This is a genomic window from Loktanella sp. M215, assembly GCF_021735925.1.
Classification (GTDB): Bacteria; Pseudomonadota; Alphaproteobacteria; order Rhodobacterales; family Rhodobacteraceae; genus Loktanella.
This window is the reverse complement of the sequence record NZ_WMEA01000001.1, coordinates 814,432-833,268: the sequence shown is the minus strand read 5'-3', so window position 1 is coordinate 833,268 and position 18,837 is coordinate 814,432. Positions and strand designations below refer to the sequence as shown.

The following is an 18,837-nucleotide window of genomic DNA, read 5'->3' as shown; positions in this document are numbered from 1 at the left end:
GGGAACCAAACCTGTTTAGCCTTCGTTACTAGATCAGAATCCCGCGTCACCGGGTTATGTGACACCCTCCCTGTTGGACTGCGCCCGGGCCTTGTGCCCGGGCTTTTTTTTGGCCGCCGCGCGGGGGTGCGCCGGGCGCTGCGTTGCGCGGTTTTCACGGCGGCCCCGGCGCGGTAGACTTATCGCAAAAGAAGCAGAGCAGGAGCATTGCCATGAAGACGATTATCGCCGCAGCACTGGCCGCGGGTCTTGCCGGGTGCGCCGTACCGGAAGTCGTGCAGGGCCGCTATGTCGTGCAGGGCGTCGAGGCGGACGACATGCTGAAGCTGCGGGCCGGGCCGGGCACCGGCTATATCGCCGTGCTGGGCCTGCCGAACGGCACGGAGGTCCTAGTCGACAGTTGCGATCCGAACGGCAACACGTCGTGGTGCCGGTTGACGCTGGACGACGGGCAGGGTGTGACGGGCTATGCCTCCAAGGCGTACCTTCGCAAGCTGTGAACGCGACTGGACGTGCGGCGGATCGCGCTAGATTGAGGGCCGCAACGCACCAACAAGGAGAGCGCGTATGAAAACCGCAAAAGACTACCTCGCAGAAGCCAACGAAGTGATCACCCGGATGCCGACCGCCGATGCGATCAAGGCCCATGGGTCCGACGACGGCGGCATCTGGATCGACGTGCGCGACAGCGGCGATATCGCCAAGACCGGCACCATCAAGGGCGCCAAGCGCGTGCCGCGTGGGTTCATGGAATTCGCGGCCGACCCGGCCTCGCCCTATCACAAGGATTTCCTGAAGCCCGACGGCAAGTACTACCTTGTCTGCGGTGCCGGCGGTCAGGCGGCCCTGGCCGGCAAGACGCTGAAAGAGATGGGTTACACCGACGTCACCAACGTCGGCGGCGTGCCGGACTGGAAAGAGGCCGGCGGTCCAACCGAAGAGGCGTAATCAGCCCCACATCTGCCAAAGCAGCCGCACGGCAAGCGCCGTTGCGGCTGTGACCAGCACAGGCTTGATTAGGCGCGCGCCGATCCGCATGGCAAGGCGCGACCCGACCCAAGCCCCCGCCATCTGGGCGGCCCCCATCGCGAGACCGACGCTCCACCACGGGTGGGCCACCAGCGCATAGATGGTGATGCCGCCAAGGTTGGACGCAAGGTTCAGCAGCTTGGTATGCGCGGTGGCGCGCAGCACGCCGTAGCCTGCAAGGGCCACGAACCCCAGCATGTAGAACGCCCCGGCCCCCGGTCCGATCAGCCCGTCGTAGAAGGCGACGAGCGGCACGATGGTCAGCGCAAAGACGCCCGGCGCGATCCGCTGGGCGCGGTCGATGTCGTTCAGGCCGGGTTTCAGCGCAAAGAACAGCGCGATCCCGATCAGCAGGACCGGCAGGCCCAGCCGGATCACGTCGGTCGGCAGGTGCGACGTCAGCAGCGCACCGCCCATGCCCGCCCCAAGCGCCAGCAGCGCCGGTTTCACCTGTTTGCGCGGATCGACGTGGCCGCCGCGGGCATAGCTGATCGCGGCCATCCCGGCGCCGAAGACGCCCTGCACCTTGTTCGTGGCGATCGCCGTCACCGGCGGCGCACCGGCCAGCACCAGCACCGGCAGGGTGATCAGGCCGCCGCCGCCGGCAATGGAATCGACCATGCCGGCGATGAAGGCAGCCAGCATCAGCCAGATCAGGACGTCATTCGCGACTTCGAACATGGTCAGGTTGCAAATTCGCTGCGGGCGTAGCCTTGGACGAACAGCAGGGCGGTCAGGTCGCCGTGGTTGATCCGCACGTCGCATTCGGCCTGTACTGATGGTTTCGCATGCAGTGCGACCCCGATCCCGGCGCGGCCCAGCATGCCGAGGTCATTCGCGCCGTCGCCCACGGCGATGACGTCGTCGGGCGTGATGCCGAGGCGAGTGGTAATCTCCTCCAGTGCCGTGACCTTGGCCTGACGGCCAAGGATCGGGCGGGCGACGTAGCCGGTCAGGCGGCCGCCGTCGACCAGCAGCGTGTTGGCGCGGTGTTCGTCAAAGCCGAGCGCCGACGCAATTTTCTGCGTAAAGGCGGTGAAGCCGCCGGAGACGAGCGCCGCGTGGCCGCCGTGCGCCTTCATCGTCTGCACGAGTTCATAGCCGCCGGGCATCAACTGGATGCGGGTGTCGAGGACGTGCTGGATGATCGTCTCTGGCAGGCCCTTGAGCAGGCCGACCCGTTCGATCAGGGCGCCTTCGAAATCGAGTTCGCCGTTCATCGCCTTGGCGGTGATGGCGGCGACGCGTTCGCCCACGCCCGCCTCTGCCGCGAGTTCGTCGATGCATTCCTGACGGATCATCGTGGAGTCCATGTCGGCCAGCAGCATCCGCTTGCGGCGGTTGGCGCTGGGCTGCATGACGAGGTCGATGCCGCGCGGTTGCAGGTCGTCCCAGACGCCCCAGAAGCGGTCCGGCGCGCCCTGCACGACGAAGGCCGCCGCCTCTGTCGGAGAGAGCCACTGGACCGGGCCACCGGCCCAGGCCTTGCGCAGCGTCTCGGCCACGGTGGCGTCGAGCTGGCCGGGCTTGGCGATCAGGGTGATGGTGAACATCGGGCAAGACCTTTCGCGGGCGGATTTGCGGTCCTGCTAGCCTGTTTCCGGGGCCGGTGAAAGGGTGTGCCGCCGCAACGCAAAGGTGCGACAACATGGCATCTGGGCGTGGCCTGCACAAAATTAGATCGCGGATCGACGGGAATGTGATGGACCGCCGTATCAACGTGGCGGGACGCGGCGTTCCGTGGCACTAACTTGCAGCAAGATGGCCACGGCTGGCCCGCGACCTGATAGGAAAACGCATGTCCCTGTTCAAGCAATGCCTGATCGGTCTGGTGGTTCTGGGCATCGCCCTGGCCGCGTGGATCGCCTACGTCCCCTCGGCGCGGGGCCTGCTGGAGCGTGCGGGCGTGACGGACCTGCTGGGCATCGCCCCGCAAGCGGCAGCGGCAAGTGCCGCCCCCGCCGGTCCGCGCGGTGGCGGCGGCGCGGCGCGGGTCATCAGCATTCCCGTGGCGATGGGCGTGCTGGACGACCGGGTCAGCGCCATCGGCGACGCACAGGCGATCCGGTCCGTGACCGTCCGGTCAGAGGCCGCGGGCCTTGTCCGGCGTGTGGCGGTGGACGACGGCGGTGTGGTGGCACAGGGCGACATTCTGGCAGAGCTTGACGACGACGCGCAGCAGATCGCGGTGTCCACCGCGCAGGTCATGCTGGACGATGCGCAGGCAGAGCTGGCGCGGCAGACGCAGTTGCGCCAGACCGGTGCGTCGGCGGCGGTGACGTTTCAGGCGGCACAGCTGGCTGTGCAGACGGCGGAACTGGCGGTGCGGCAGGCGGATTATGATCTGTCGCAGCGCACCGTCCGCGCCCCCATCGCGGGCCGGATCGGTCTGCTGTCGGTCGAGGAAGGGGCCCGCATCGCCACGCAGGATCCCATCGGGGTCATCACCGACCAGTCGCAGATGCTGATCGCCTTCAGCCTGCCGGAACGGGTGATCGGGCAGCTGTCCGTGGGCCAGACGATCCGCCTGACGCCGCTGGCCCGCCCCGATCAGACGCTGGAAGGGCGGATTCGCGCCATCGACAACGTGGTGGATCTGGCCAGCCGCACCCTGCGGGTGCAGGGCGTCGTGGCCAATGACGACGACATGCTGCGGTCGGGCATGTCGTTCCGCGTGGACCTCGCGTTCGAGGGCGACCCCTATCCGGTGATCGACCCGCTGGCGCTGCAATGGTCGAACGAAGGGTCATACGTCTGGGCGGTGCGCGACGGCAAGGCCGCGCGCGTGCCCGTGGTGATCCGCCAGCGCAATGCCGATAGCATTCTGGTGGAGGCTGAATTGACCGAAGGCGAGGACGTCATCACCGAAGGCGTGCAGACCCTGCGCGACGGTGCGGCGGTGGATATCGTCCCCTCTGACGCCGCGCGCGCCGCTGCCGCCCCGGCAGAGACCCCGCCCGCCGCCGACTGACCGTCGTCCCTTTCCTGACCGAGGCCCAGCCATGACGCAGACCGGACCCCAGCCTGACACCGATACCGACGCCACCGCCCCCGGCGGCACCGCGCTGTTCGTGCGGCGGCCGATTCTGGCCTTTGTGCTGAGTGCTTTGATCATCATCGCAGGCGTCGCGGGGCTGCTGGGGGTCGAGGTGCGGGAATTGCCCGACGTCGACCGGCCCGTGATTACGGTGCGGACGGATTTCGAAGGCGCCTCGCCCGAAACCGTGGATCAGGAGCTGACCGGCCGGATCGAGGGCGCACTGGGCCGGGTGTCTGGCATCCGCAGCATTTCATCAAGTTCGGAGTTCGGCGAAAGCCGCGTGACGCTGGAATTCGGCGACGACGTCGATCTGGATGTGGCAGCGACCGACGCGCGCGACGCGGTGGCGCGGATCGTCAACAACCTGCCCGAAGGCGCGGACGAGCCGCGGATCGTCAAGGCGGATGCGAATGCGCAGCCGGTGATCCGGGTGGCCGTCACCTCTGCCACGCGGTCGCCGCAGGACCTGACCAATATCGTGCAGGAGCAGGTGGAGGATCGCCTGATCTCTGTCGCCGGGGTGGCGGATTTGCAGATCTACGGCGACCGCGCGCCGATCTTTCGCGTCGATATCGACATGGCGGCGCTGGCCAGCCGGGGGCTGACGCTGGCTGATATGCGCAATGCGCTGTCCGACGTGGCCTTTGACGCGCCCGCGGGCGATCTGTCTGGCAGCCGTCAGACGATCAACGTGCGGACCACCGCGACCGTGGCGACGCCAGAGGCGTTCGGCGATCTTGAACTGGCCGACAACGTCTTTATCCGCGATGTGGCGACCGTGACCCTTGGCCCCGCGCCGAATGAGACGGTGCTGCGGGCGAACGGGCAGACCGGCCTTGGCCTTGGCGTGATCCGGCAGGCGACGAGCAACACGCTGGAGATTTCCAAGGCCGTACGCGCGGTCGTGGCCGAACTGGACCGGACCCTGCCGGATGATGTCAGCATCTTTGTCACGTCCGACGACGCCGTGTTCATCAACGGCGCCATTACCGAGGTGCTGAAGACGCTGGGGCTGGCGACGCTGATCGTGGTCATCATCATCTATGTCTTTTTGCGCGACTGGCGGGCAACGCTGATCCCGGCGCTGACGTTGCCGGTGTCGTTGATCGGGACGCTTGCGGCGGTCTATATTGCCGGATTCTCGGTCAATATCCTGACTTTGCTGGCCTTGGTGCTGGCGACGGGGATGGTGGTGGACGACGCCATCGTGGTGCTGGAAAACATCGTGCGGCGCCGGTCCGAAGGGATGGGCGCGCGGGCGGCCGCCGTGCTGGGCACGCAGCAGGTGTTCTTTGCCGTCGTCACGACCACCGCGACGCTGGCCGCCGTGTTCGTGCCGCTGTCGTTCCTGCCGGGACAGGCGGGCGGGCTGTTCCGCGAGTTCGGGTTCACGCTGGCCATCGCGGTCATGCTGTCGTCGGTCGTGGCGCTGACCCTGTGCCCGGTGCTGGCCAGCCGGTTGCTGACCCGCGACATGACGCAAGCGCCGCGCGGGCCGATGGTCTGGCTGGGCGATCGGTTGGGCGGATTCTATGCCGCGACGCTGAAGGGGGCGCTGGCCGCCCCGCTGGTCGTCGTGCTGGTGGCGGCGCTGTTCGGGGCGACGGCGTTTCTGGTCGCCGGTGGCATCCGCAGCGAGCTGACCCCGCCGGAGGATCGCGCCGTGGCGCTGTTGCGCGTGTCGGTGCCGCAGGGGGTGTCGGTAGATTACACCAATGCCAAGATGAAAGAGATCGAGGGCATCATCGACCCGCTGCGTGCCAGCGGCGAGGTCACGAATGTCTTTGCGATCAGCGGCTTCGGCGGTAACGGCGGGTTCATGGTCATCAGTCTGGCCAAGTGGGAGGATCGCGCCCGCAGCCAGCAGGAGATCGTCGGCGAAATCAACGGCAAGCTGCGCGGAATCGTGGGCGTCCGGGCCTTTGCGATCCAGCCGAACTCGCTTGGGATCCGGGGCGCTGGTGAAGGTCTGCGGTTCGCGATCACCGGCGACAATTATGCGCAACTGGCCGAGGTGTCGGCGGCGATGGTGGAGCGGATGCGGCAGGACCCGGCGCTGGGGCAGATCGACCTTGGCTACGAGACGACGCAGCCGCAATTGTTCATCCAGATCGACCGGACGCGCGCTGCCGATCTGGGGATCGATATCACCGGGTTGGGGCAGGCGTTGCGGGCCGTGCTGGACGGCGCGCCGGTGGGGTCGGTGTTCATCGACGACACGAGCTACGATATCGAGATGCTGTCGACCCGCGATCCGGTGAACGATCCGGGCGATCTGGAGAATGTCTTTATCCAGTCGGGCGACGGGCAGATGGTGCCGATGTCCAGCTTCGTCACGCTGGAGGAACGTGCCGTCGCACCAGAGCTGACCCGCGAGGGGCAGAACCGCGCGGTCGAGATCACGGCAGGCCTGACGCCGGAGCTGGCGCTGGGCGCGGCACTGGATCAGGTGCAGCAGATCGGGGCCGAGGTGCTGGCCGAGCAGAACCGCATCGTGCCGCTGGCCGAGGCGGCGACGCTGGACCAGACGGCGGGCGGTCTGGTCGTGACGTTTGGTTTCGCGATCCTGATCGTGTTCCTCGTGCTGTCGGCGCAGTTCGAAAGCTTCATCTCCGCCATCGTGGTCATGTCCACCGTGCCGCTGGGGCTGGCCTGCGCGATCTTTGCGCTGCTGCTGTCGGGGCAAAGCCTGAACGTCTACAGCCAGATCGGGCTGGTGATGCTGGTGGGGATCATGGCCAAGAACGGCATCCTGATCGTGGAATTTGCTAACCAGTTGCGCGATGACGGGCAGGATATCCGGTCGGCGATCTTCGATGCCTCCACCATCCGGCTGCGGCCGGTGATGATGACCATGGTCTCGACCGTGTTGGGCGGCGTGCCGCTGATCTTTTCCGCAGGCGCCGGGGCAGAGGCGCGCGAGGCGCTGGGCTGGATCATCGTGGGCGGGCTGGGGCTGGCCACGATATCGACCCTTTACCTGACGCCGGTGGCCTATCTGCTGCTGGCGCGGTTCACGACGCCCAAGGCGGAAGAGGAAGCGCGGCTGGTGCGCGAGTTGCGCGAGGCGAAGGCGCTGGGGGCCTAGGTGCCCAGCAGCGCCTTGGCCATCATCATGTGCACACCCTTGCAGCCATTGACGGTCTGCGTGATGTGCAGGTCGCCCGCGAGCGAACAGAGCATATAGGCCTGCGCCCGGGTGATCCCGGCGCGGTCCGACACCAGCGCGATCATGTCGCGCAGGGCCATTTCGGTGCAGCGTTCAAGGTCGGGGTCCATGCCCATCGTGATGACATGGGTCGGCGTTTCCGCCTGCGGATAACTCAGCGCCAGATCGCGGCGCAGGGTCAGGCGGAAGCGGCCGGTCAGCGCTGTTTCGATCGCGGTGATGCAGACTTCGCCGTCGCCCTGCGCGCCGTGGCCGTCGCCGCAGGAAAAGAGGGCACCGGGGGCGTGGACGGGCAGGTAGAGGGTCGTGCCAGCGACCAGTTCCTTGTTGTCGATGTTGCCGCCGTGACGGCGGGGTTCGATGGTGGAAATCCGGCCCCAGTTGGGCGGCGGGGCGACACCCATGACACCGAAGAACGGGGCGAGGGGCAGTTCCAGACCCCAGGGCATCGTGGCAATGCCGCGGTCCGCGTCCAGCGGCAGGATCGTCAGGTGGGATTCCTCGAAATCATAGGGCAGCGTGCCGGCCAGCGGGCGGATCACGTTGTAGCCCCAGTCCTGACGCAGCTGCACATCAAGGATGTCGACCTGAAGGACGTCGCCGGGCATGGCGCCTTCGACGGCGACGGGCCCGGTGAGGATGTGACCGCGCATCGTCTCGCCCTTGTCGTGGATGGCGTAGAGTTCGGGGGGCACATGGAACCCGTCACCCGGCAGCATCTGCGGCCCGCCGGAAACGGTGTGGATCGTAACCTCCTCGCCGCTTTGGATCGTGACGGCGGGGGGCAGTGTCGCGTCGAAGAAGCCCCAGTGGCATGTGTCGGGACCGGCGTTCAGGATGGTCATGCGGGCAGCCTTTGTTCAGCGAGTTCGACCCAGTAGGACGCGCCGACGGGGATGATCGCATCGTTGAAGTCGTATTCCGGGTGGTGGAGGCCCTTGGAGGGGCCGTTGCCGATCTGGATGTAGGCGCCGGGGCAGGCATTCAGCATATAGGCGAAGTCCTCTCCGCCGGTAGTGCGGGGCGCCTCGGTGTTGCAGTCGCCTGCGACCGCGCGGGCGGCGGCGGCGGCGAAATCGGTTTCTTCGGCGTGGTTGGCCATGACCGGGTAGCCGTCTTCGGGCCAGTCGACGGCGGCGCGTGCGCCGTAAGTTTCGGCGGTGAGGGCTGCGATGGACTTGATCCGGTCCTCGATATTCTTGCGCACGGCGGCGTCAAAGGTGCGGACCGTGCCGCGCAGGGTGACGGTTTCGGGGATCACGTTGAAGGCGTCGGATTCCGTGCGGAACGACGTCACCGTGACCACGGCGGCCTGCTGCGGGTCGGTGTTGCGGGACACGATCTGCTGCAGGTTCATCACCAGCGCCGCCCCCGCCAGCGTCGTGTCGATGCAGTTGTTGGGCCGTGCCGCGTGGCCGCCCTTGCCGGTCAGTGTGATCTCGAACAGGTCGACGGCGGCGTAGAAGGGGCCGGGGCGGATGGCAAAGGCGCCTTCGGGCAGCAGGGGGGAATTGTGCATCCCGTAGATCTCGGAGATGCCGAAGCGGTCGATGAGGCCGTCCTGCACCATTTCCAGCGCACCGGCGCCGCCTTCTTCGGCGGGTTGAAAGACGACGGCGACGGTGCCGTCGAAATTGCGGGTCTCGGCCAGATATTGCGCAGCACCCAGCAGCATCGCCGTGTGGCCGTCGTGGCCGCAGGCGTGCATCTTACCGGGGACGGTCGAGGCGTGGTCCGCTCCCGTCGCCTCGAAGATGGGCAAGGCGTCCATGTCGGCGCGCAGCGCCACGGTCTTGCCCGACGCGTTGGACTTGCCGCGGATCAGGCCGACGACACCGGTGCGGCCCATGCCGGTCACGACCTCGTCACAGCCGAAGGCGCGCAGCTTGTCAGCGACGATGCCAGAGGTGCGGTGCGTGTCGTAAAGCAGTTCGGGGTTCATGTGAAAGTCGCGCCGCCATGCGGTGACGTCGGCGTGCAGGTCAGAGATGCGGTTGCGGATCGGCATGGAGGTGGTCCTTATTGCGGAAAGGTCGGGCGGCGGCTGGCGACGTCGAGTTTTGATTCCAGCGCCATGCCGAGGGTCAGCAGGGGGCCTTCGTCGAAGAGTTGCCCCCACAGGGAGATGCCCTGCGGCACGGTGAAGGTGGTGGCGCCCGTGGCCTCTGGCGTGCGGTTGTCGAGGGTGCCGCGGCTGCGTGTGGCCAAGTCGGAGAACCCTGCGCGCAGGTGCAGGCAGGGGTGGCCGGTGAAGTTCGAGGCGACCAGCATCGGGCCGGTCTGGAACGGGCCGATCAGCGCGTCGACCTGTCCCATGGTGTCGCCCAGCGCCTGCATCACGCGGTAGCGCAGGCGGTCGGCCTGCACGTGGTCGACGGCGGAGAGGAAGCGCGCCTTGCGCATCGTGTTGGGCCAGGCGCCCTCGTCCTGCCAGCGCAGGGTGTCGTCGGCGTCCGACAGGGTCAGATCCTCGAAGGCGGCGGCGGCTTCGGCGTAGAGGATGGCCATGAGCGAGGCGTAGGGCAGGTCCTCCAGCGTGACCTCCTTCACCGTGATGCCAAGGGTCCGGGCGGCGTCGAGGGCGGCGCGGTCGATGTCGGTGGCGCCCTCTTCGAACGCCGCGGGCAGGTAGCCGAGGGTCATGCCGGAGATGGTGGCCTGCGCGTCGAAGTGGAAGGGGGCGGCGATGGAGCCGCGGTCGGCGGGATCGCCGCCGTTGATCGCGGCGAGGACCAGGGCCGTATCCTCCACCGAGCGGCAGATCGGGCCGACCTTGTCGAGCGAGCCGGAGAGCGTCATGCCGCCTGCGCGGCTGACCCGGCCGAAGGTCGGGCGCAGACCGGTGGTGCCGCAGCGCTGCGACGGCGAGGTGATGGAGCCGAGGGTTTCCGTTCCGATGGAAAACCCGCAGAGGCCCGCGGCGGTGGCCGAGGCGGATCCGGCGGAGGAGCCTGAGGAGCCTTCGTTCAGGTTCCAAGGGTTGCGGGTCCAGCCGCCATACCACAGGTCGTTGTAGGCCAGCGCGCCCAGCGTCGTCTTGCCCAGCAGGACCGCGCCCGCTGCGCGCAGCTTGCGGGTGACGGTGGCGTCTGTGTCGGGGATGCGGTGGGCATAGGGTTCGGCGCCCCAGCCGGTGGTGATGCCGCGGGTGTCGAACAGATCCTTCAGCCCGTAGGGGATGCCGTGCAGGGGGCCGAGCCAGATGCCGGCAGAGGTCAGGCTGTCCATCGCGTCCGCCTCGGCCCTTGCCAGATCGGCGGTGACGGTGGCGTAGCATTCCAGCCGGGGGTTCAGGGTGGCGATGCGGTCGAGGTAGAGGTCGGTCAGCGCGCGGCTGGTGATCTGGCGGGTTCTGATCCAGTGCGAGAGGTGGGTCAGGGGCGCGAAGGCGATATCTTCGGCGTTGTCGGGCAGGGCGGCGGTGACGGGCGACAGGTGCAGCGCGTCCATGCCGTGCGGCATCGCGAAATCGGGCAGGCGGGGATCGAAACGGGTGGCGGTGGGCGTGGCGTTATCGAGCCTTACGGCGCGGCGGGCCACGGCGAGATCGCGCTGTCCGTCCAGATTGCCGACCATCTGCGCGCGTTCCTGCGCGGTATAGGCCAGACCCAGCATCCGCTCGGTCGCGGCGATGTCGGCTTCGGTAATGGGGTCGGTCATGGGGTCGGCCTTTTCAGGGGTGGCGCGTCACCGCGCAACAGACTGCCTTGGCGACGGGGGGTCAAGGCGATCCTGCACACTGCCCAAAATATGGAACAAGCGCGCACGACGTCGCGTTGGCCCCTTAACATGAAGGAGATAAATCATGACCGGCCAGACAAACGACAGCACGACGGGCGGCGGCAAGGCCGTGGATGCCAATGAGCGTCAGAAGAACAAGCCAGAGGGCGCGGATCACATCCCCCTCAAGGACGACAAGGCCAAAGAGGCCGACGACAAGTAAGCAAAAAGGCCGCCGGATCAGGCGGCCTTTTCATTTGTGCCGGCACCCGTGGGATGCCGGTGGGGCCGGTCTTTACCAGCCGTTTTCAATGACCAGCTTGTCCTTCGGCACGCTCAGATCGGTCAGCGCGTCGCGCATCGCATCGACAAACGGGCCGGGGCCGCAGATGTAGAACGTCTGGTCGAGATCGCTGAGCAGATCCTGCAGCATTTCGCGGTCGATCTGGCCCTTGATGTGGTCGGTGTCCGGCTGGTCGCTGATGACATAGATGGCGCGCAGCCCGTCCATCGCGTCCCACTTGTCCTTGAGGATGATGTCACGGTCGGTCTTGTTGGCGAACAGCAGATGATCGCCGGTCACACCCTCCTTGGCATGCTTGTCCAGCAGCGCAATGAAGGGGGTCACGCCGGCTCCTGCGGCCAGAAACACGCCCGTACCGTGGTCGGTGATCGCGCCGGCGGGATCTTCGGCGATGAAGGCGTCGCCGGGTTTCAGGTCGGGGATCTGTTCGGTGACGCCGTCGTGGTCCGGGTAGGACTTGATGACGAATTCCACGGCCGCATCCTCGGGCTGGGACGTCATGGTGAAGGGGCGGTCCTCGTCCCGCCAGCCATCCTTGTCCAGCGCCATGTGCGTCGCCTGACCGGCCTTGAAGTCAAAACCTGCGGGGCGGTCGCAGACCAGATGCCATGTGTCGTGGGTGACGGGGGACAGCGCGGTGATCGTGAGCGTATGGGTCATCGGAATTCTCCTGCATGTGTTGCAGGGAAAACCCGGCCAAGCGGCGGGGGTTCCAGCGACATGCTGTCAGATGACGATCTGCTGACCCAGTTCGATGACGCGGTTCGGCGGCAGGTGGTAATAGGCGGGCGCGTTGGAGGCGGTCTTGGTCATCGCCGTATACAGCCGCTGCTGCCATCCGGGCATGACGCCGTTTTCGGCCATCTTGAAGCTGCGGCGGTTGATGAAGAACGAGGTCGACATGATCTCGAACTTCACGCCGAGTTTGCGGGCCATCGCCAGCGCGCGCGGCACGTTGGGGTCGTCCATGTAGCCGAAGGTGACAAAGACGCGGGTGAAGGCGTCGGTGATCGTCTCGGTCACGACCTGATCGGCGGGCAGGACGTAGGGGGCGTTCGTCGTGGTGACCGTCACGATGTAGTTGCGGTCGTGCAGCACCTGATTGTGCTTGAGGTTGTGCAGCAGGGCGGGCGGCGCGACGACCGGTTCCGCCGTCAGGAACATGGCCGTGCCGCGCACGTGGCGCAGGTTTTCGGATCCTTCCAGCGACATGATCAGCGTGGACAGCGGGATGGATTCCGACCGCGACTTGTCCTGCACGATGTGGTTGCCGCGCACCCATGTCACCATGATGACGATCAGCAGCGCGGCGACGGTCAGCGGCAGGTAGCCGCCTTGAAAGAACTTGGTCATGTTGGCGGTAAAGAGGCCGATTTCGATCACGGCGAGGGGGGCGAGCATGGCCAGCGCCAGCGGGACCGACCATTTCCACAGGTAGCGGTAGACGACGAAGGCGAGGATGGTGGTGACCAGCATCTCTCCGGTCACGGCGATGCCGTAGGCGGTGGCGAGGTTTGCGGAGGACCCGAAGGCCAGCACGAGGACCACGACGCACATCAGCAGGATCGCGTTCATCCGCGGGATGTAGATCTGGCCCAGTTGGGTTTCAGAGGTGTGGTGCACCTCCATCCGTGGCAGCAGGCCCAGTTGAACCGCCTGATGCGCGACAGAGAAGGCGCCGGTGATGACGGCCTGCGAGGCGATGACCGTGGCGACGGTGGCGAAGGCCACGAGGACCGGCAGCGCCCATTCGGGGGCCATCAGAAAGAACGGATCGCGTGCGGCGGAGGGGTCGGACAGCACCAGCGCGCCCTGACCCAGATAGGACAGCGCAAGGGCCGGAAACACGACGAAGACCCAGGCGAGGCGGATCGGCTTGCGCCCGAAGTGACCCATATCGGCATAAAGCGCCTCTGCCCCGGTGATCGCGAGGAAGACGGAGCCCAGGACGGGCAGGGCGGAGGCGCCGTGGGTCAGCAGGAAGCGCAATCCCGGCACCGGGCTGAACGCGCCCAGGATATGCGGATCGTCGGCGATGTGGATCAGGCCCATGATCGCCAGCATCGCGAACCACACCAGCATGATCGGGCCGAACAGGCGGCTGATGCCTTCGGTGCCGCGGCGTTGGGCGGCGAACAGGGCGATCAGGATGCCGATGGTGACGGGAATGACGTAGGGGCCGAAGGAGGGGACGATCAGCGTGACGCCCTCGACCGCCGAGAGCACGGAAATCGCGGGCGTGATCATCGCGTCGCCGAAAAAGAGCGATGTACCGATGATGCCCAGCATCAGGAGCGCGCGCTTTTTCCCCAGCGCGCGCTGGCCCAGCGCCAGCAGGGACAGGGTGCCGCCTTCGCCCCGGTTGTCGGCGCGCAGGATCAGGACGACGTATTTGAAGGTCGCGATCAGGATCAGCAGCCACAGCAGCAGGGACACGATGCCCAGCACGTCACCGGCCTGCGCCTCGCTGCCGCGGGTCGCGGCGGCCAGACCTTCGCGCAGGGCGTAAAGGGGACTTGTGCCGATATCGCCGTAGACGACACCCACCGACCCGACCGCAAGGGCAAGGGTGCTGGCGGGTTTGGCAGCATAACCGGACGGGCCGGCGTGGACAGGGGACATGGCAGTGGCCCAGATGATGGCAGCAAGCGGCGACCTAGCCCTGTCGGTGGGTCTTTACAAGGGCGCGTCTTTTGCGGGTTCCAGAACGCTGCGGAACAGCTGGTCGATAAAGCGTTCGGCCCCGGTGAACGGGTCCGCGTCGCCCAGCACCGCGCGCACCTGCACGTCGAAATCGGCGTAATGCTGGGTCAGCGCCCAGATCGAGAAGATCAGGTGATGGGGGTCACTGGGCCTGATCCGCCCCGCGTCCATCCAGCCGCGCAGGACCTGCGCCTTTTCGTCGACAAGGGTGCGCAGGGGGCCGGACAGGACCGCGCCGATCTGCGGTGCACCGGCGAGGATCTCGTTGGCGAAAAGGCGGCTTTCGCGGGGATAATCGCGGCTCATCAACAGCTTGCGGTGGGCGTAGGCGAGGATTTCGGCCACGGGGTCGCCGTCGGCGTCCAGTGCGTGCAGCGGGTCGAGCCATGTGTCCAGCAACCCTTCCAGCAGGGCCGTGTAGATCGCGTCCTTGGAGGGGAAGTAATAGAGCAGGTTGGGTTTCGACAGGCCCGCGGCCTCGGCGATCTGGTCGAGGGTCGCGCCCTTGAAGCCCGCAGACGAGAAGGCGTCGAGGCCACCGGACAGGATCGCCGCGCGGTTGCGGGTCTGGATGCGGGTCAACGGCGGGGCCTCGGTCATCACATTCTCCTTGCGCCGCAAAATACGGCAGGGTTCGGCGGCTTCACGGTCGTCTGCCCGATTGTTGGGCGTTTGCCGCATGAATGCGCGTGACGCTTGACTGACCCTGACCCTCTGATAGCGTTTGTTTTACCGAACGGTCAAATCGAGAATGTGCAGGAGAACCGCCCATGGCAGCCCCCGGAGAAAATCTGCGGATCAATCCCGATCGCCTGTGGGATACCTTGATGGAGATGGCCAAGATCGGCCCCGGGGTCGCGGGCGGCAACAACCGCCAGACGCTGACGGATGCCGACAGTGAAGGGCGGCACCTGTTCGCCAGCTGGTGCGCCAAGGCCGGGCTGAAGATGGGCGTCGACACGATGGGCAACATGTTTGCGCGGCGCGAGGGGACGGACCCGGACGCGCTGCCGGTCTACGTCGGATCGCACCTCGATACGCAGCCGACGGGGGGCAAATACGACGGTGTGCTGGGCGTGCTGGGCGGGCTGGAGGTGATCCGGTCGCTGAACGACCTTGGCATCAAGACGAAGCATCCCATCGTCGTCACCAACTGGACGAACGAAGAAGGGACGCGGTTCGCCCCCGCGATGCTGGCGTCGGGTGTGTTCGCAGGAGAGCATACGGAGGACTGGGCCAAGGCGCGCACGGACGCCGACGGCAAGACCTTTGGCGACGAACTGCGCCGCGTCGGCTGGGAAGGTGACGAGCGGGTGGGCGCGCGCAAGATGCACGCCTTTTTCGAGCTGCACATCGAACAGGGGCCGATTCTGGAGGCCGAGGGCAAGCAGATCGGTGTCGTCACCCACGGGCAGGGCCTGTGGTGGCTGGAGGTGACGCTGACCGGCAAGGCCGCGCATACCGGGTCCACGCCCATGAACATGCGGGTCAATGCGGGGCTGGGCATGGCGCGGATCACCGAAGCGGTGCACCGGATCGCGATGGATCACCAGCCCGCCGCCGTGGGGGCCGTGGGGCAGGCCAACGTCTATCCGAACTCGCGCAACGTGATTCCCGGCAAGGCGGTGTTCACCATCGACTTCCGTTCGCCGGACCTCGCGAAGCTGACGTCGATGCGCGAAAAGCTGGAGGCGGAGGCGGCGGAGATTGCCGCCGATCTGGGGTTGGAGATTGCGATCGAACCCGTTGGGCATTTCGACCCCGTCACCTTTGACGAAGGCTGCGTGACCGCGATCCGGGACGCGGCGGAGCGGCTGGGGTATTCCCACATGAACATCGTGTCCGGCGCGGGCCACGACGCCTGTTGGATGAACCGGCTGTTTCCGACGGCGATGGTGATGTGCCCCTGCGTGGACGGGCTGAGCCACAATGAGGCGGAAGAGATCTCGAAAGAGTGGGCCGCGGCGGGGACGGATGTGCTGTTCCATGCGGTCGTCGAGACGGCGGGAATCGTGGCGTAAGGGGGCTCTGCCCCCGGCGCTATGCGCCTCCCCCGAAGTATTTTTGACCAGAAGAAGGTCGGACGAGGAGAAATGTGATGAGCAAGGTGATCAAGAACGGGACGGTCGTGACTGCCGATCTGACCTACAAGGCGGACGTGCTGATCGAAGGTGATGTGATCGTCGCGATCGGGCCGGACCTTGAGGGGGACGAGGTGCTGGACGCAACCGGGTGCTATGTCATGCCGGGCGGGATCGACCCGCATACGCACCTCGAGATGCCCTTCATGGGCACCTATTCGGCGGACGATTTCGAGAGCGGGACGCGGGCGGCGCTGGCGGGGGGGACGACGATGGTCGTGGACTTTGCCTTGCCAAGCCCGGGGCAGGGGCTGCTGGACGCGTTGCAGATGTGGGACAACAAGTCGACGCGGGCGCATTGCGACTATTCCTTTCACATGGCGGTGACGTGGTGGGACAAGCAGGTCTTCGATGAGATGCCGAAGGTCATCGAACGGGGTATCACGACGTTCAAGCATTTCATGGCCTACAAGGGCGCGCTGATGGTGAACGATGACGAGCTTTTTGCTTCGTTCTCTCGTCTGGCCGAGCTGGGCGGGATCGGCATGGTCCATGCGGAGAATGGCGATGTCGTGGCGGAGTTGTCGGCGCGGCTGCTGGCGGCGGGCAATACCGGGCCAGAAGCGCATGCCTATTCCCGCCCCACGCAGGTCGAGGGCGAGGCGACGAACCGGGCGATCATGATCGCCGACATGGCGGGGATGCCGCTGTATGTCGTGCATACGTCCTGCGAGGAGAGCCACGAAGCGATCCGTCGGGCCCGGATGCAGGGCAAGCGGGTCTGGGGCGAGCCGCTGATCCAGCATCTGACGCTGGACGAGAGCGAGTATTTCGACACCGACTGGGACCACGCGGCGCGGCGCGTCATGTCGCCGCCGTTCCGGAACAAGCAGCATCAGGACAGTCTGTGGGCCGGGCTGCAGTCGGGGTCGCTGTCGGTCGTGGCGACGGACCATTGCGCCTTTACCACCGCGCAGAAGCGCACAGGCGTGGGCGATTTCACCAAGATCCCGAATGGCACAGGCGGGCTGGAGGATCGGCTGCCGATGCTTTGGACCCATGGGGTCAGCACCGGGCGGCTGACGCCGAACGAATTCGTCGCCGTGACCTCGACCAATATCGCCAAGATCCTGAACTGCTATCCCCGCAAGGGGGCCGTGCTGGTGGGGTCTGATGCCGATCTGGTCGTCTGGGACCCGGAGGCTGCCAAGACGATCACGGCGGGTGCCCAGCAGTCGAACATCGATTACAACGTCTTTGAGGGGAAGGAGGTAAAGGGCCTGCCGCGCTATACGCTGACGCGGGGCCGCGTGGCCTTTGCCGATGGTGCGATCATTCCCGAGCCGGGGCATGGGCAGTTCGTGGCGCGAGAGGCGAAGGGGTCGGTCAACCGGGCGCTGTCGACGTGGAAAGAGCTGACTGCGCCGCGCCCGGTGGAGCGGTCGGGGATTCCGGCGACGGGGGTGTGAGCTTTGGCCAAAATCGCATCTGAGTGGATGAGCCTAGGATCATCAATCACCGCCAGTGATGGTTGGGCAACAGTCAAAGCGCATCTAAAAGCTGTGGATGAGCAACTTCCGAATGAAGGGGTTTATGTGATTAGAACGGTGAGGCCGTTTTCAATTGCTTATCCAAAAAAGCCTTCGCCAGTTCTGTATATTGGGGAAGGGAATACAAAACTAAGATTGCGTAAGCATTTAAAGACCTGGGTGGTAGATTTAGCGAAGGACTTTCCATCGCTCAAAATAGAAATTCGCTATACTAGACCAGTTACAAAGAAAAACAAGGCAAGACATAGGGATGTTGAGGCCGACCTGCTGTGGCGCTTTTGCAAGGATTACGGCGCTTTGCCATTGCTTAATAAGCAGAATGAATACCATGATCGGATACACACATACGCAAGTGGTTTTATGAACATATTAAATCCAGGTTCAGGGAGGGGATTCAAATGGGCTCTCATGCCTATATCTTCAAACCATAATTATATTCGCAAAGTGGACGTGGAAGATTGACCGCCATCTCAGCAACTGGTGTGGACCTGACCTTCCAGACCAACGACGGCCCGGTTCACGCGCTGAAGGACGTCACGCTGGACATCAACAAGGGCGATTTCGTCAGTTTCATCGGGCCTTCGGGGTGCGGGAAGACGACGTTTCTGCGCTGCATCGCGGGGCTGGAGACTCCGACGGGCGGCACGCTGACCGTGAACGGGATGTCGCCGGAGGCGGCGCGCAAGGCGCGGGCCTATGGCTATGTGTTTCAGGCGGCGGGGCTTTATCCGTGGCGGACCATCGGGGGCAACGTGAAGCTGCCGCTGGAGATCATGGGGTTTTCCAAAGCCGAACAGGCGGAGCGGGTAAAGCGCGTGCTGGACCTTGTGGACCTGGCGGGGTTCGAGCGGAAGTTTCCCTGGCAGCTTTCTGGCGGGATGCAGCAGCGGGCGAGCATCGCGCGGGCGCTGGCGTTCGATGCGGATATCCTGCTGATGGACGAACCTTTCGGGGCGCTGGACGAGATCGTGCGGGACCATCTGAACGAGCAGTTGTTGCAGTTGTGGGCGCGGACGGACAAGACCATCGGCTTCGTCACGCACTCGATCCCCGAGGCGGTCTATCTGTCGACCAAGATCGTCGTGATGAGCCCGCGTCCCGGGCGGATTGCGGATGTGATCGAGAGCACCCTGCCGAAGGAGCGGCCCCTGGACATTCGCGACTCGGCGGAATTCATCGCGATCGCGCACCGGGTGCGGGACGGGCTGCGGGCGGGGCATTCGTATGAGTGAGCTTTGCGG

The 18,837-nt window shown here is 65.8% G+C and carries 17 protein-coding genes; 9 read left to right on the top strand and 8 right to left on the bottom strand.

The window, feature by feature from the left end:
- The first annotated feature begins 212 nt into the window (after positions 1-212).
- Together GLR48_RS04020 and GLR48_RS04015 are read left to right on the top strand one after the other, a co-directional pair.
- Positions 213-500 (top strand): SH3 domain-containing protein, encoded by a 288-nt coding sequence (locus GLR48_RS04020; RefSeq protein WP_237058884.1) that lies wholly within the window; start codon positions 213-215, stop codon positions 498-500.
- 67 nt (positions 501-567) lie between these two features.
- Entirely contained in the window at positions 568-948 is a 381-nt protein-coding gene (locus GLR48_RS04015) for a rhodanese-like domain-containing protein (RefSeq protein ID WP_237058882.1), read from the top strand.
- Here GLR48_RS04015 and GLR48_RS04010 read toward each other — a convergent pair whose 3' ends face one another.
- Both GLR48_RS04010 and serB read right to left on the bottom strand, forming a co-directional pair.
- Positions 949-1,710: a TSUP family transporter gene (locus GLR48_RS04010; protein ID WP_237058879.1), complete on the bottom strand. Its 762-nt coding sequence runs from the start codon at positions 1,708-1,710 to the stop codon at positions 949-951.
- A gap of 2 nt (positions 1,711-1,712) precedes the next feature.
- On the bottom strand, positions 1,713-2,582 hold the full coding sequence (serB, locus tag GLR48_RS04005; protein WP_237058877.1) for a phosphoserine phosphatase SerB: 870 nt from the start codon (positions 2,580-2,582) through the stop codon (positions 1,713-1,715).
- 245 nt (positions 2,583-2,827) lie between these two features.
- Here serB and GLR48_RS04000 point away from each other — a divergent pair, with 245 nt between their 5' ends.
- On the top strand, positions 2,828-4,000 hold the full coding sequence (locus GLR48_RS04000) for an efflux RND transporter periplasmic adaptor subunit (protein ID WP_237058869.1): 1,173 nt from the start codon (positions 2,828-2,830) through the stop codon (positions 3,998-4,000).
- 31 nt (positions 4,001-4,031) lie between these two features.
- The gene (locus GLR48_RS03995) at positions 4,032-7,157 is read left to right on the top strand and encodes an efflux RND transporter permease subunit (RefSeq protein ID WP_237058867.1); all 3,126 of its coding nucleotides are present in this window, start codon (positions 4,032-4,034) and stop codon (positions 7,155-7,157) included.
- On the opposite strand, the gene GLR48_RS03990 is transcribed toward GLR48_RS03995, so the two are convergent.
- Genes GLR48_RS03990 through GLR48_RS03980 form a run of 3 tightly spaced genes read right to left on the bottom strand, consistent with a single transcriptional unit; the run spans position 7,154 to position 10,898 of the window.
- Entirely contained in the window at positions 7,154-8,083 is a 930-nt protein-coding gene (locus GLR48_RS03990; RefSeq protein WP_237058865.1) for an acetamidase/formamidase family protein, read from the bottom strand. The genes GLR48_RS03995 and GLR48_RS03990 overlap by 4 nt on opposite strands.
- Positions 8,080-9,246, bottom strand: a complete 1,167-nt coding sequence (locus GLR48_RS03985; protein ID WP_237058864.1) for a M20 aminoacylase family protein — start codon at positions 9,244-9,246, stop codon at positions 8,080-8,082. The genes GLR48_RS03990 and GLR48_RS03985 overlap by 4 nt, the downstream gene beginning before the upstream one ends.
- 11 nt (positions 9,247-9,257) lie before the next feature.
- On the bottom strand, positions 9,258-10,898 hold the full coding sequence (locus GLR48_RS03980) for an amidase (RefSeq protein WP_237058861.1): 1,641 nt from the start codon (positions 10,896-10,898) through the stop codon (positions 9,258-9,260).
- A gap of 145 nt (positions 10,899-11,043) precedes the next feature.
- Here GLR48_RS03980 and GLR48_RS03975 point away from each other — a divergent pair, with 145 nt between their 5' ends.
- A complete protein-coding gene (locus GLR48_RS03975; RefSeq protein ID WP_237058859.1) occupies positions 11,044-11,181 on the top strand; it encodes a hypothetical protein in 138 nt (45 codons plus the stop codon).
- Positions 11,182-11,253: 72 nt separating this feature from the next.
- Here GLR48_RS03975 and GLR48_RS03970 read toward each other — a convergent pair whose 3' ends face one another.
- The 3 genes from GLR48_RS03970 to GLR48_RS03960 form a co-directional block, all read right to left on the bottom strand.
- On the bottom strand, positions 11,254-11,922 hold the full coding sequence (locus GLR48_RS03970) for a flavodoxin reductase (RefSeq protein WP_237058857.1): 669 nt from the start codon (positions 11,920-11,922) through the stop codon (positions 11,254-11,256).
- A gap of 66 nt (positions 11,923-11,988) precedes the next feature.
- Positions 11,989-13,884: a potassium transporter Kup gene (locus GLR48_RS03965; RefSeq protein ID WP_237058855.1), complete on the bottom strand. Its 1,896-nt coding sequence runs from the start codon at positions 13,882-13,884 to the stop codon at positions 11,989-11,991.
- A 54-nt stretch (positions 13,885-13,938) separates the two neighbouring features.
- Positions 13,939-14,565, bottom strand: a complete 627-nt coding sequence (locus tag GLR48_RS03960; protein WP_237058854.1) for a TetR family transcriptional regulator C-terminal domain-containing protein — start codon at positions 14,563-14,565, stop codon at positions 13,939-13,941.
- A gap of 170 nt (positions 14,566-14,735) precedes the next feature.
- On the opposite strand from GLR48_RS03960, the gene GLR48_RS03955 reads away from it, so the two are divergent.
- From GLR48_RS03955 to GLR48_RS03940, 4 genes are all read left to right on the top strand, one after another.
- On the top strand, positions 14,736-15,986 hold the full coding sequence (locus tag GLR48_RS03955) for a Zn-dependent hydrolase (RefSeq protein ID WP_237058853.1): 1,251 nt from the start codon (positions 14,736-14,738) through the stop codon (positions 15,984-15,986).
- Positions 15,987-16,063: 77 nt separating this feature from the next.
- Complete coding sequence (gene hydA / locus GLR48_RS03950; protein WP_237058852.1) at positions 16,064-17,515, top strand: dihydropyrimidinase; 1,452 nt, start codon at positions 16,064-16,066, stop codon at positions 17,513-17,515.
- A 3-nt stretch (positions 17,516-17,518) separates the two neighbouring features.
- A complete protein-coding gene (locus tag GLR48_RS03945; RefSeq protein WP_237058851.1) occupies positions 17,519-18,058 on the top strand; it encodes a hypothetical protein in 540 nt (179 codons plus the stop codon).
- On the top strand, positions 18,055-18,828 hold the full coding sequence (locus GLR48_RS03940; RefSeq protein WP_237058850.1) for an ABC transporter ATP-binding protein: 774 nt from the start codon (positions 18,055-18,057) through the stop codon (positions 18,826-18,828). Before GLR48_RS03945 ends, GLR48_RS03940 begins: the two co-directional genes overlap by 4 nt.
- Positions 18,829-18,837: the final 9 nt, after the last annotated feature.